Genomic DNA, 13,287 nt, shown 5'->3' with positions numbered 1-13,287 from the left:
AAAGCCACGCGGCAAAAAATGTAATATGGCCGCAGGCCATGCCGCTGGATCAGACCATCACGCAGAGCAATTCGAACATAATCGACACGCCGAGCCACGCGGTGGCCCCGCCAAAATCAAATGGTGGTGACACTTCTACCATGTCGGCCCCAATTATGTTGATCCCTTGCAGTTCGCGCACCACTTGCAGCGCCTGAAAACTGTTTGGCCCACCAACCTCTGGCGTGCCCGTGCCCGGGGCAAAGGCGGGGTCGACAAAATCAATATCGTAACTGACATAGGTGTCAGCACTCCCGACAATCTCGCGGGCTTCGGCCATAACATCTGGAATGCCGCGGGCGAAAAACTCTTCAATCGCAATCACGCGAATACCTTCGGCTTTGGCAAAATCGCGATCCTCGGTGTCATAGGCTGAGCCGCGGATGCCGATCTGAACCACGCGTTTGGGATCCAACAGCCCCTCTTCCACGGCCCGCCGAAACGGTGTGCCATGGGTGTACATCGTGCCGTCAAAATAGCTGTGGAACAGATCCGTGTGGCTGTCGAAATGGATCATCCCCACAGGGGCCTGTGCGGCAATACCCCGCAAAATCGGCAGGGAACACAAATGATCCCCACCGGCCGTCAAGGGCTTGATCCCTTGCCCTTTTACCTTGCTGTAAAACCCCGACATACGATCCAGCGTGTCCATAATATCCGCAGGATTGGGCGACACGTCACCAAGATCTGCGATATTGCAAGCCTCAAACGGTTTGATACCAGTGGCCCCGTTCATCGCACGGATCATAGTCGACAAATCACGCAATTGACGCGGGCCATGGCGGGGGCCAGGGCGATTGGTTGTCCCACTGTCCCACGGTGCCCCGATGATCCCAATGTCTACTTCGTCAATACGTGGCCCATCCAGCGGGATATGCGGCAATCTCATAAAGGTTGGAACGCCCGCAAACCGCGGCAAATCCATGCCAGAGATGGGTTGGAAAAACGGATCAGCCATAGTCTAGGGCCCCTTTGCGCAAAACAGGTTCTTGCACCTTAGGCCCGCCAGACCCAAGCGCAACATCTAAGGCTGAAGTTCTGCATCCCAATAGAGAAAGTCCATCCATGAATGGTGCAGATAGTTGGGCGGGAATTTGCGGCCCATATTGCGCAATTCTTCCGAGGCAGGCTGGCGCGGCGGTTTGCGCAGCGACAGACCCGATTGATGCAAGGCCCGCGCCCCTTTACGCAGATTGCACTTGGAACAGGCCGCCACCACATTTTGCCAGCTGGTCACCCCACCGCGTGCACGGGGGATCACGTGGTCAAAGGTCAGATCGCCCTTCGCCCCACAATACTGGCAACAGAATTCATCCCTCAAAAATAAATTAAAGCGCGTGAAGGCCACGCGCTTTTGAGGTTTGACATAGTCTTTGAGAACAACCACCGAAGGTATTTTGATCTGGGTGCTTGGACTGCATACGACCTGATCATATTCCGCGACAATATCCACCCGGTCCAACCAAGCGGCCTTAACCGCATCCTGCCAAGGCCAAAGCGACAAAGGATAGTAGCTGAGCGGCCGGTAATCAGCGTTCAACACCAGCGCCGGATGCTGCTTGAGCTTTAGCGGATCGCGCACAAACTCTGTTCTGAATTCTGGATCTTGTTCGTCTATATGCTGCAAAACATGCGCCCCCAAGGTTCAGTCTCGCAAGAACTATATCTAGTCAAATTCCCATGACAAGCGTCACAATGTAGCGGATGCCAAAAAATCCGGGACTTTTACAGGGCCGTTACCGCGCTGAGCTTGCAGCGTTACAAATCAGGCCTGCAGTCTTTGCGCGTCCGTATGGCCAACGGGATCCACGAACACTTGGGCCGGGCTGCGGCCCAAATAGTTCAGAACGGCCTTGGTTTCAAAGGCTGAAAGACACATTAGGGCGGTGCTAGAATGGAGTTCGAACTCAGGTAGTGCAGGTAAATTGCGGTTAACACGCGCCCAAGCATCATCCAACAAGACCTCATCATCAACGGTGATAAAATGGCTCCCGCTCCATTGACCTTCAACACATAGAATCTGATGATTTTCCAAAATGATGTGGACATACGTCACGCCGGTTTGGAACCAATCCTGAATGGGGTCTGGATCCTGCAGCCGCCGCGCCCTGGCTAAACCTTCAGACTGCCCGACAATAAGTTCTACGGCCCAGCCTTCCAACATCATGTGGTGATCGCCTGCAACGGACAAGGGCCGGAACCCGCATACGGCGGGAAGGGTCACTGGGCATTTGTCGGGGCTCATTGCGAGGGCGGCCTGACTGATTGGCGTGCTAAGAACGGCTTTCACAGCGCAAAATCCGTTGTGCAATGTGCGCACCATCATTCCGGGTCTTAGCGCCTCGACAGGCACGAGGCCCTGATCGGTCTCGATGCGTTGCCCTGATGCAAAACCGGTCATCCTCTGCGTGGCCATTTTCGTGTACTCCCCTACAAGTGCGACCACCTCTAAAGACCACCCGTTAATCAGAGTTTGATGCTAAAAACCGATGCAAATTTGCCGTAAATTTGGTCGGTTAGCTGTAACCCAGCCGGTCGCGCAGAAACGCAAGACAAACCGACAAACCATCCGGTGCGATGCCATGGGCCGTCCCCTTCATGACATGGGCAAACACGTCCTTGAAACCGGCCTGATCCAACGCCTCGGCCGCTTGCGGCAGCGACGCAATTGGCACCACATCGTCTTCATCGCCATGGATCAACAAAACAGGCATGCGGCTGACCGTTTCGTCGCCCAGCAAATCCGGCTCCAGCAGACGACCCGAAAACCCAACTACGGCGGCCACAGCATCCTCGCGGCGCGGTGCCACGTGCAATGACATCATCGTGCCTTGGGAAAATCCAACAAGCGCCACTTGTTCCGGCAGCAGATCCTCATCCACCATGATCCCATCCAAAAACGCGTTCAAATCATCGGCGGCCATTTGCAAGCCGGCCGCGGCGTCTTCTTCGGAACTGCCGTCAATCCACGGGATCGGAAACCACTGAAAGCCCATAGGCGAACCAGCACAATGTTCTGGCGCATCTGGCGATATAAACAATGTATCAGGCAAATGTTCGGCCAATGGATCAGCAAGGCCTAACAGATCAGCCCCGTTGGCCCCATAGCCGTGCAAGAAAATCACCGCACTGCGTGTCTCCCCCGATAGCGCGTCCTTGCGTCCCGCTGTTAATGCCCGTGTCATCTGATCCCCTCTCGATCCTTTGCGATATGGTAGTAGGCCCACAACAGCCGCGCTGCAACCGATTGCCATGGCGACCACGCCACGGCCATCTGGCGCAATGCACGATCCGTGGGTCGCTCGGGCAAATCAAACAAAACCCGCGCACTTTCTTGCAGTGCCAAGTCCCCGGGCGCAAATACATCAGCGCGGCCCAAGCTAAACATCGCATAAATTTCGGCCGTCCAAACGCCGATGCCTTTGACCTGCGTCAGGGTTTTGATCACATCGGGCGTGGGCATGGATCGCAAACCTTCATAATCCAGCCCCGCCTCGGCCAAGGCCCGGGCATAGACCATTTTCTGGCGTGACAGACCGCAGGCGCGCAGGGCCTCATCGGATGCAGCGGTGATCGCTGTGGCCTCGTTCAACCCCGCCTTTTGCAACCGCACCCAGATTGCATTGGCCGATGCGACGGACACTTGTTGGCTGACAATAGCCGACAGAACTTGCCCAAACCCGTCCGGTTTCAGCCGCAACGGCAAAGGTCCAGTGCGCTCCAACGCATAGGCAAAGCGCGGGTCAGACTGCGCCAACCATGCAGCCCCTTCGGCCACACAAGCATCCCCTTGGATAATCCGACCAGTTTGACCATAGGCATCTGTTTGCTTGGGCGGCGTTCCTAAAGGGCTTTGACCCATTCAAATGCCTCCTGCACCGTCGCCACCTTGGGGGCTTCGGGTTGCGGTGGACGGTTGATCATGGCCACGCGCAGCTTGAGCGCGCGCGCTGCATCAAGCTTGCTGCGACTGGCCGTACCGCCAGCATTTTTGACCACCAGCCAATCCACACCCAGTTGCCGAAACAGGATCGTTTCATCCAACACGGTAAATGGCGGGCGCCCGATCAAATACTCGCCCCCCTCAAAAGGAAAGGGTTTCGTGGGCGGATCGATTTGACGGCAAATCACACGGCGCCCCTGAAGGTTCACAAATCGCTCGAGCGTTTGACGGCCCGTCGCAAGAAAGACCGTTGAGCGGGGTCCAATAATGCGCGCCGCATCCTCTTCTTGGTCAATGAGCGTCCATTGATCGCCCTTTTGCGAGGCCCAAGCCGGGCGCAGCAACTGCAAATACCCCACACCTCGGGTGCGACACACTTCGGCGCTGCGCAGGGACATAGCACTGGCAAAGGGATGGGTTGCATCTACCACAGCCTGAATATCCTCCTGCGCCAGATAGTCGGCAAAAGCATCCGCACCGCCAAAACCACCATGGCGCGTGGTCACGGCCAGAGCATCGGGCGTCCGGGTCGCCCCGGCAAGCGACGCCACTGCATCGATATCTGCGTCACGCAGCCGCGCACATAATTCCTTGGCTTCCCCCGTGCCTGCAAGAACCAAAATACGCCGGCTCATGCGACACGCGCCAAGATTGTGCCGCGCCGGTCTGTCACCACGATATCGGCCTGAACCGGGGCATCTTTCAGCAAAGTATTTACAGATCTCAAAGCGTTTTCCGCCACCCAATGCGCATAAGGTTCACCCATTGTCTCATATACTTCCAGTGCAGTATTCATTGTTTTTATTCGTTTTTCTGATAGCGCGTCAGCCAAGGCCTCAAAATTCACCTGCGAGCGTCCCGAATGCAAGTCTGAGGCCCCTTGGGCCAGCTTGGTCATCTTGGCAATACCACCGCCGATTGTGATCTGATCCACTGGGTGTTTCGCCAGATACTTGAGCAACCCACCGGCAAAATCGCCCATATCCAGCATCGCGTGATCAGGTAATTTGTGCAGCGCTTGCACCGCCGCCTCGGATTGCGCTCCAGTGCATCCGGCTACATGATGTAGGCCTTCGGCGCGAGCCACGTCTATCCCGCGATGGATTGAGGCAATCCAAGCCGCACAGGAAAATGGCCGCACCACACCCGTCGTGCCAAGGATCGACAAGCCCCCTTCGATGCCGAGCCTGGGGTTCCAAGTTTTTGCGGCCAATGCCAGCCCACCTGGTACCGAGACAGTGATCGTCACATCAGGCTTTTGCGCAAATTTCGCGGCCATAGCCACGACCTGCGCCGTCATCATTTCGCGCGGAACCGGATTGATCGCAGGTTCTCCTACAGCAATCGGCAGACCTGCCTTGGTGATTGTACCCACACCCTCACCTGCTGCAAACACCACGCCGCCTGCACTGGCGCTGACCCGCACCACGATCAAGGCCCCATGGGTCACATCCGGATCATCGCCTGCATCCTTAGTGATACCAACCTCAGCCCAGCCATCACCTGCATTGGACTGCGCCAAAGCAAACACTGGCATTTCACCGCGCGGCAGCGTGATCGTCACATCGTCCGGAAACGCCCCGCCCCATAGCTGCATCAACCCTGCTTTGACAGCAGCGGTTGCACAAGCTCCTGTGGTCCAACCACGGCGCAACTCTCCCTCAGGTTTTCGGCTCATCTTGGGGGGACTATAGGCAGCCATGCTGTTGACGCCAATACGCATTTGCGCGTCGCTTCCCACCTTTTCAGATGCGACGACCACGGGCATACTGCCCCAATGGACGACTCAATATCATATCCCGCCGGTCAATGGCCCCAAATGCAACCCGGATGGGTTTGGCTGTGCGGTGCTGGCCCCGGTGATCCGGGCCTTTTGACCCTTCATGCCCTCAACGCTTTGCGCCAAGCGGACGTGATCGTCTATGACGCCTTGGTGCAAAAGGACATTCTTGAGTGGGCCCCGCAAGCCGTGCACGAATACGCCGGAAAACGCGGCGGCAAACCCTCGGCCAAGCAACGCGACATATCCCTGCGGTTGGTGGATCTGGCCCGCGAAGGCAAACGGGTTCTGCGCCTCAAGGGTGGCGATCCTTTTGTTTTTGGTCGTGGCGGCGAAGAGGCACAAACCCTTGTGCAACACGGCGTCGGCATTCGCATCATTCCCGGCATTTCCGCAGGCATCGGCGGTTTGGCCTATGCCGGCATCCCTGTGACCCACCGCGACGTCAATCAATCTGTGACCTTTGTGACCGGCCACGACCAGTCTGGAAACGTAACATCATCCTTGGATTGGAACGCAATTTCAAAGGGTTCTCAGGTGATCGTGATCTACATGGGTATGAAACATGTGGCGCGGATCTCGCAAAGCCTGATCGACGCTGGCCGCAACACGTCCGAACCCGTGGCCGTGGTGACAACAGCCACAACAGCCGATCAAAAAGTCCTCGAATCAACACTGGGCACTTTGGTCGCCGATATCGACGCCAGCAACCTGGAACCGCCTGCCATCATCTGCGTTGGCCGATCGGTTCTGATGCGGCAGGTTTTGGATTGGCAAAGCATGCTTGACGGTCAGCCCCCTCGCGATTTGGACCCATTGGGTCGTGGACGCCCCGCCGAAAGCGCCTGATCCATGCCCGGCCTCATCCTGTCCGCACCAGCGTCTGGCAGCGGGAAAACCACGCTGACACTTGGTGTGATCCGCGCCCTGACCCGTGCTGGCATCGCTGTGACCTCGGGCAAATCCGGCCCCGACTACATCGATCCCCGCTTTCATGAGGCCGCCAGCGGCACCCATTGTGTAAATCTGGACGCGTGGGCCATGACCCCTGCCCGCCTGCGCAGCTTGGCCGCGACAGATGACCCCCTATTGATCGTCGAAGGGGCCATGGGTCTGTTTGACGGCGCTCCGCCCGACAACAAGGGATCGACAGCAGATTTGGCCAAGACCCTCGGCCTTCCCGTGATTATGGTGATCGATGCAGGCAAAATGGCTGGATCTATAGCGCCACTGGCTGCAGGCTTTGCACGTCATGACCCAGATGTGCACGTGGCCGCGATTTTGCTTAACAACGTGGGCTCGGCCCGCCACGAAACCATGCTGCGCCGCGCGCTGGGGCCCCTTGGGATCCCTGTGTTGGGGGCAATTCCACGGATGGGCCAGCTTGCGACCCCGTCGCGGCACCTAGGCTTGGTGCAAGCAATGGAACGGACCGATCTTGAACAGTTCCTCGACACGGTCGCAGGGATCGTCGAGGCCCACATCGATATTGCAGCTCTTGCAGCCCTTGCCTATGGCACTTTGGCGGCCAGTGACACCTCGCGCCTGCGTCCCCCCGGGCAACGCATCGCTGTGGCCCATGATACCGCATTTGGGTTTTCTTACCCCCACATGATGGCTGATTGGCGTCACCACGGCGCAGAGATCACCGTCTTTTCACCCCTCGCCGACGATCCGGTTCCGGGCGCTGATTTCGTGTTTCTACCCGGTGGCTACCCCGAACTTCATGCAGGCGTTCTGGCTCAAAACGAAACCTTCTTGAATAGCCTCAAAAACGCCGCTGAAGGCACTGATATATATGGAGAATGTGGCGGCTATATGATGTTAGGCGAGACCCTCATCGACGCACAAGGCCACTGTCATAAAATGGCAGGTCTGCTGCCCGTGCAAACCAGTTTTGCAACTCGCAAATTACATCTTGGGTACCGGACGCTCACGGCACGCCATGGACCAATGGCCGGTACATGGCGTGGACATGAATTTCACTACTCCACCACACAATCCGCCGAAGGCACGCCATTGTTCAAAGCCAGTGACGCCGAAGGAACAGCCTTGCCAGACATGGGCCTCGTGGCAGGCCGTGTCAGCGGGTCCTACGCGCACATCATTGACCGGGCAGACTAAACCGATGGCACAAACCGATACAATCTGTGGGCTTGTCCCCCTGCCCGCAAAGGCGTAGCGATGCTGATATGAGCCATGTTGTTGATGATAGCCGCGCCAAGCGCAACGTAGCCTTTTTGGTCGCCGCTCAAGCCATTTTGGGCAGCCAGATGCCGATGCTGTTTGTTATTGGTGGGTTGGCAGGATCAATGCTGACGCCCAATCCTTGCCTTGCAACCTTACCAATCTCGATGATTGTCTTTGGATCAATGACCACAGCGCCTTGGATCTCGCCGCTGATGCAACGCCGCGGGCGCCGTTTTGGATTCGTCGTTGGCACCTTTGGCGGAGCGCTTGGCGCTGCCATCGCTGCTGTTGGCCTTTACACTGGATCCTTCTTGTTGCTGCTCATCGGCTCCTATTTTTCAGGCATCTATATGTCCGCGCAGGGCTTTTACCGCTTTGCCGCCGCCGATAGCGCCTCGGACAGCTTCCGCCCCAAGGCGATTTCCTTTGTGATGGCCGGTGGGTTGGGCGGCGCAATTATCGGCCCACAGCTTAACAACTTGCTCGAAGGCTTTTCCGTTATCCCGTTTTTGGGCAGCTATCTGGCAATTATCGCGCTGAACATTTTTGGTAGTGTTTTGTTCTTGGGCCTTGATCTGCCTGCGCTCGGGGCACCCAAAGCGGGCGAAGCGATCCAAGGCCGCACGCGCAAGCAATTGTTCACCAGCCCCCCGATCGTGGTCGCCGTGATCTGCGCCATGGTGGCCTACGCCTTGATGAACTTGGTAATGACATCAACGCCTTTGGCCGTGGTCGGCTGTGGGTTTTCCATGAAAAACGCAAACGACATTGTATCGGCACATGTTCTGGCCATGTTCATCCCCAGCTTCTTTACCGGCCATCTGATTGGATACTTCGGGGTAAAGAAAGTCATCGCCGCAGGGCTGATTTGCTTGGGGGCTGCAGGCATCACAGGCCTTTCAGGGGTCGAATTAGGCAATTTCTACGTGGCTCTCATTTTGCTTGGGATCGGCTGGAACTTTGGCTTTATTGGCGGCACCAGCCTGCTGGCTGCGAACCACGCCCCACACGAGCGCGGTCGGGTGCAGGGCCTAAACGACGCCCTTGTGTTTGGCTGCGTGACCATTGCCTCGCTTGCCTCTGGCGGCTTGATGAATTGCTCCGGCGGGTCCGTGGTGGAAGGCTGGACAGCCGTCAATCTAGCTATGGTGCCATTCCTGACGCTTGCCGGGGCAGCTTTGGTCTGGCTCAGCCTACGCGGCAACCGCGTCCCTGCCTAAGTCCGGGTAAATCCAGAAAACAGTTTCTTTAGCCCATAAATACCTAAATGGCGCGGCCGTAGGCCGCGCCGCCCCGCGACGTGCGCAGCACGGCGCAAATCCTAAATTCTGACGTGCGCAGAACGGCGCAAAGACTACCTTCAAAGCCCGCCAAGAACGCTCCGCCGCAACAGCCCAAGGTTCGCCCCAAACTCACTGACGCCCAGCGCCCCATCTGCAACGCGCGCGGGTGTTTTGATCACTTGGCGCAAAATCGCTTTGGCCTTCCAGCCAGACCACAAAGCCGGATGCGCAACGGCTGGAATGTCATCGCGTGAAACCGATGCCATAGCGTCCAAACCCGTTTTGGCCAAATCGCGCACAGCGTCGGCCCGCCCATCTAATAACGGGATCCGGCCTGCGGCCTCTAACGCAGGTACCGCCACCAGCCAGTTTGCAATCGCAATGCCCTTGGCATAGCGGCGCACCGAGGCCTCATCCTTGGCCCCCAAAGCCCATGCGGCCACCCAAAGCAGACCACCCGTTGTCGCCCCAAGGTATTCGTCAAAATGCGCGGCGTCTTCAAAGGCATCCTTATAGATATCCCAGCGCCGCGCCGCCACATTGGCATCCAAGACCGCAGCCATAGCCCCGCTTAAAACACCTGCCAAGGGCGTTGTGACTTCGTGTTTTCGGGGAACGCCGTTCTGTTGGATCTCTTCCAAAGCATCACGCCACCATTGCAACCGCATCTCGGCAATCATCGGCTCTTGGGTCACCCAAGGCGCGCGCGAGACTTCCACGTTGAACGCAAATATCGGAAACAACACGTCCCGTGCCGCCACAGGGGCCGCCATAGTTGCCCTGAACCGGTCCGGATCGGCCCGTTCCACCAATTCAGCACAGGCTTGGATGCTCATGCGTGTGTCCCGGCAGGCCTTGTATCGCGGATCAGTTTCCAATTCACCGCATCCAAAAGCGCCTCAAAACTGGCGTCGATGATGTTTGCCCCTGCCCCCACTGTGGCCCAGCGCCGCCCCTTGCTGTCTTCACTGTCGATGACAACACGGGTCACCGCCTCGGTGCCGCCATTGGTTATGCGCACTTTGAAATCGACGAGCTTCATATCATCAATCATCGCCTGATACGGACCCAGATCCTTGGCCAAAGCTTTGGATAAGGCATTCACCGGCCCGCGATCACTGCCTGCCGCGTCAAGGCTTTCAGAAACAGACAGAACCTTCTTGCCATCCACCACAGCCACGACAACCGCCTCGGACAGCGAAATCATGTTATTATATTTGTTCTTGCGGCGCTCGACGGTCACTTTATAGCGCTTGACCTCAAAAAACTGCGGCAACAGGCCCAATTCAGCCCGGGCCAACAACTCAAAACTGGCCTGCGCGGTGTCATAGCTATAGCCCAACGCCTCACGCTCTTTGATGACATCCAAAATGCGCGCCAAAGCAGGATCTTTTGGATCCACCTCCAGCCCCGCCTCTGCCAAGCGTTTGCGCAGGTTTGATTGCCCCGCTTGGTTCGACATGGGAATGACGCGCGTGTTGCCCACCACGCTGGGGTCAATATGCTCATAGGTCGTCGGGTTCTTAAGGATCGCACTGGCGTGCAGCCCTGCCTTATGGGCAAAGGCCGAGGCACCCACAAAGGCCGCTTGGCGCATAGGCACACGGTTGAGAATATCATCCAGCAGTCGCGAGGCTTGGGTCAGCCCGGCCAGCGCCTGCGCCGTTACCCCTGTTTCATAAAGGCTGGCATAGGGTTCTTTGGTCAACAGGATCGGGATCAATGTCGTTAGGTTGGCATTGCCACACCGCTCCCCCAGTCCGTTCAACGTGCCTTGGATTTGCCGCGCCCCTGCATCAATCGCGGCCAGCGTGTTGGCCACAGCATTTTCAGTATCATTGTGCGTGTGGATCCCCAGATGATCGCCAGGGATCCCCGCCTGAATCACGGCGCGTGTGATGGTGGCAACCTCTTGCGGCAACGTGCCCCCGTTGGTGTCACACAGCACCACCCAACGACAGCCCGCAGTATAGGCCGTTAGGACGGCCGCGAGCGCATAGTCAGGGTTGGCTTTATAGGCATCAAAGAAATGCTCTGCGTCAAAGATCGCTTCACGGCCCTGCGCCACGATATGCTCAAACGACGCCTTTAGGTTCTCTAGATTTTCCTCAAGGCTGATGCCCAGCGCATCGGTGACATGAAACGCACTGGATTTGCCAACCAAACACACCGAAGGCGTGCCCGCGTTCATCACAGCCGCCAAAACATCATCATTCTCGGCCGAGCGCCCGGCCCGCTTGGTCATGCCAAAGGCGGTCAGGGTCGCTTGTGTCTTGGGCGCTTGGTCGAAAAACTCACTGTCCGTAGGATTGGCCCCGGGCCAGCCCCCTTCGATATAGTCTACGCCAAGTTCGTCCAAGACAGCAGCGATCTGTTGCTTTTCCGAGGTCGAGAACTGCACGCCTTGGGTCTGCTGCCCATCGCGCAGGGTGGTATCGTAAAGGGACAGGCGGGTTTTGGTCATGAAACGCACTCTTTATCATCGAACTTAAGTTGGCGCGTGCTTGCACAAGCCGCGCCCGACCCTCCCCCCGGGAGGGCGCTAACACGCCCACCCAGTGTCGGGCGCGGCTCTTTTGGTGTGCGTCGCATCAAAGAAGGCCTTCTAGTTTTTTTACATCAAGGCCACTGCCAGCTGTCAGGCTGACGCCTTCTTTCGACATTTGTACTTTGACACCCGCATCCAACATTTGCGCTTTCAACGCATCAACCGCACTAAAGTCTTTGGTTTCCATAGCCTCGGCACGCACCCCGTCAAACAGCGCTTCATAGGCGCTCAGATCCACTGCTTCGGCCCATACGCCCATATCGTCTGTCAGCAAACCCATCATCTGTGCCCCCGCCAAAAGCCCAGCTGCATTGCCAGCCGCCGCCAGCCCGTGAAGATGCGCAATCATGCCTGAGGTGTTTAAATCATCGGCGAGCGTAGCGAGCCCCCCCGCGTCGACGCTCGTCGGCGCAACCTCTTTGGTCATCTCTCGCCATTTGCGCAGGGTCGTTTCCGCTTCCGCCCGCTTCTTCTCAGTCCAGTCCATCGGCTTGCGGTAATGGGTGCTCAAAAACACAAATCGGATCACTTCCCCCGGCACGCCCTGATCCAACAAATCCCGCACAGTAAAGAAGTTGCCCAGTGACTTGGACATCTTCTTGCCCTCCACCTGCAACATCTCGTTGTGCAGCCAGACTTGCGCAAAACTATCCTCACCACAGCACGCCTTACTCTGAGCTATCTCGTTCTCATGATGCGGAAACTGCAAATCCAACCCGCCCCCATGAATATCAAACCGGTCCCCCAGTAATTCCCGCGCCATAGCGGAACATTCGATATGCCACCCCGGACGGCCATAGCCCCATGGGCTCTCCCACCCCGGCTCAATCCCCGAAGACGGCTTCCACAGCACAAAATCCATCGGGTTGCGCTTATAAGGGGCCACTTCGACCCGCGCGCCCGCAATCATGTCATCGACCGAGCGGTTCGAGAGCTGGCCATAGCCCTGATAACTTTCTACGGCGAACAAAACATGGCCTTCCGCCTCATAGGCGTGCCCCTTGGCCACCAGATCCGCGATCATATCGACCATCTGGGCGATCCATTCCGTCGCGCGGGGCGCGTGATCCGGTTCCAACGCCCCCAGCGCGCCCATATCCTCCAGAAACCAGCCGATCGTCTCATCACAGATCTCGCGAATATCACGGCCCGTCTCGGCAGCCTTCGCATTGATCTTGTCATCCACATCCGTGAAGTTTCGCGCATAAGTCACGGCCCCCTCGCCGTAGACATGCCTAAGCAACCGATAGAGCACATCAAACACCACCACAGGCCGCGCATTGCCCAGATGCGCACGATCATAAACCGTGGGTCCACAGACATACATCCGCACGTTTTGCGCATCCAAAGGTGTGAACACCTCTTTGCGGCGGGTCTTGGAATTGGTCAGTTTGATCTCAACCATCGTCACAGTCCTTGGCTACCGTCGGGCGGGACTTAACATAGTTTCAAAAGAACGACAGAAGATAAGCCCGACAGTGATATGTCAGCAAATAATGCAGGG

The 13,287-nt window shown here is 57.4% G+C and carries 13 protein-coding genes; 3 read left to right on the top strand and 10 right to left on the bottom strand.

Annotation, left to right across the window (positions count from 1 at the left end; all coding sequences use genetic code 11):
• Window positions 1-49 precede the first annotated feature (49 nt).
• From ACIRQ6_RS06700 to ACIRQ6_RS06670, 7 genes are all read right to left on the bottom strand, one after another.
• A complete protein-coding gene (locus ACIRQ6_RS06700) occupies window positions 50-997 on the bottom strand; it encodes an agmatinase (protein ID WP_420863359.1) in 948 nt (315 codons plus the stop codon).
• 66 nt (window positions 998-1,063) lie between these two features.
• Window positions 1,064-1,657 (bottom strand): HNH endonuclease, encoded by a 594-nt coding sequence (locus tag ACIRQ6_RS06695; protein ID WP_420863870.1) that lies wholly within the window; start codon window positions 1,655-1,657, stop codon window positions 1,064-1,066.
• Window positions 1,658-1,804: 147 nt separating this feature from the next.
• Window positions 1,805-2,440 carry a Hint domain-containing protein gene (locus ACIRQ6_RS06690; protein WP_420863358.1) on the bottom strand — a complete coding sequence of 212 codons (636 nt, stop codon included), beginning with the start codon at window positions 2,438-2,440 and terminating at the stop codon, window positions 1,805-1,807.
• A 115-nt stretch (window positions 2,441-2,555) separates the two neighbouring features.
• Window positions 2,556-3,224, bottom strand: coding sequence for an alpha/beta hydrolase (locus tag ACIRQ6_RS06685; protein WP_420863357.1), 669 nt, complete (start codon window positions 3,222-3,224; stop codon window positions 2,556-2,558).
• A complete protein-coding gene (locus ACIRQ6_RS06680; RefSeq protein WP_420863356.1) occupies window positions 3,221-3,901 on the bottom strand; it encodes a DNA-3-methyladenine glycosylase family protein in 681 nt (226 codons plus the stop codon). The genes ACIRQ6_RS06685 and ACIRQ6_RS06680 overlap by 4 nt, the downstream gene beginning before the upstream one ends.
• On the bottom strand, window positions 3,883-4,617 hold the full coding sequence (locus tag ACIRQ6_RS06675; RefSeq protein WP_420863355.1) for a cobalt-precorrin-6A reductase: 735 nt from the start codon (window positions 4,615-4,617) through the stop codon (window positions 3,883-3,885). The genes ACIRQ6_RS06680 and ACIRQ6_RS06675 overlap by 19 nt, the downstream gene beginning before the upstream one ends.
• On the bottom strand, window positions 4,614-5,660 hold the full coding sequence (locus tag ACIRQ6_RS06670) for a cobalt-precorrin-5B (C(1))-methyltransferase (RefSeq protein ID WP_420863869.1): 1,047 nt from the start codon (window positions 5,658-5,660) through the stop codon (window positions 4,614-4,616). The genes ACIRQ6_RS06675 and ACIRQ6_RS06670 overlap by 4 nt, the downstream gene beginning before the upstream one ends.
• Before the next feature lie 99 nt (window positions 5,661-5,759).
• On the opposite strand from ACIRQ6_RS06670, the gene cobA reads away from it, so the two are divergent.
• From cobA to ACIRQ6_RS06655, 3 genes are all read left to right on the top strand, one after another.
• Entirely contained in the window at window positions 5,760-6,611 is an 852-nt protein-coding gene (gene cobA, locus ACIRQ6_RS06665) for a uroporphyrinogen-III C-methyltransferase (protein ID WP_420863354.1), read from the top strand.
• Window positions 6,612-6,614: 3 nt separating this feature from the next.
• Entirely contained in the window at window positions 6,615-7,886 is a 1,272-nt protein-coding gene (locus ACIRQ6_RS06660) for a cobyrinate a,c-diamide synthase (RefSeq protein ID WP_420863353.1), read from the top strand.
• Between the two features lie 68 nt (window positions 7,887-7,954).
• Window positions 7,955-9,172, top strand: a complete 1,218-nt coding sequence (locus ACIRQ6_RS06655; RefSeq protein ID WP_420863352.1) for an MFS transporter — start codon at window positions 7,955-7,957, stop codon at window positions 9,170-9,172.
• Window positions 9,173-9,312: 140 nt separating this feature from the next.
• On the opposite strand, the gene ACIRQ6_RS06650 is transcribed toward ACIRQ6_RS06655, so the two are convergent.
• The 3 genes from ACIRQ6_RS06650 to cysS all read right to left on the bottom strand — a co-directional run bounded on the left by ACIRQ6_RS06650 (window position 9,313) and on the right by cysS (window position 13,188).
• Entirely contained in the window at window positions 9,313-10,071 is a 759-nt protein-coding gene (locus ACIRQ6_RS06650) for a squalene/phytoene synthase family protein (protein ID WP_420863351.1), read from the bottom strand.
• Window positions 10,068-11,699 carry a citramalate synthase gene (gene cimA, locus ACIRQ6_RS06645; RefSeq protein ID WP_420863350.1) on the bottom strand — a complete coding sequence of 544 codons (1,632 nt, stop codon included), beginning with the start codon at window positions 11,697-11,699 and terminating at the stop codon, window positions 10,068-10,070. Before cimA ends, ACIRQ6_RS06650 begins: the two co-directional genes overlap by 4 nt.
• Window positions 11,700-11,826: 127 nt before the next feature.
• Window positions 11,827-13,188, bottom strand: a complete 1,362-nt coding sequence (gene cysS / locus ACIRQ6_RS06640; RefSeq protein ID WP_420863349.1) for a cysteine--tRNA ligase — start codon at window positions 13,186-13,188, stop codon at window positions 11,827-11,829.
• Window positions 13,189-13,287 lie beyond the last annotated feature (99 nt).

The organism is Algirhabdus cladophorae (assembly GCF_044772865.1).
In the GTDB taxonomy this organism is placed as follows: Bacteria; Pseudomonadota; Alphaproteobacteria; order Rhodobacterales; family Rhodobacteraceae; genus Algirhabdus; species Algirhabdus cladophorae.
This window is presented reverse-complemented; position numbering and strand designations above follow the sequence as displayed.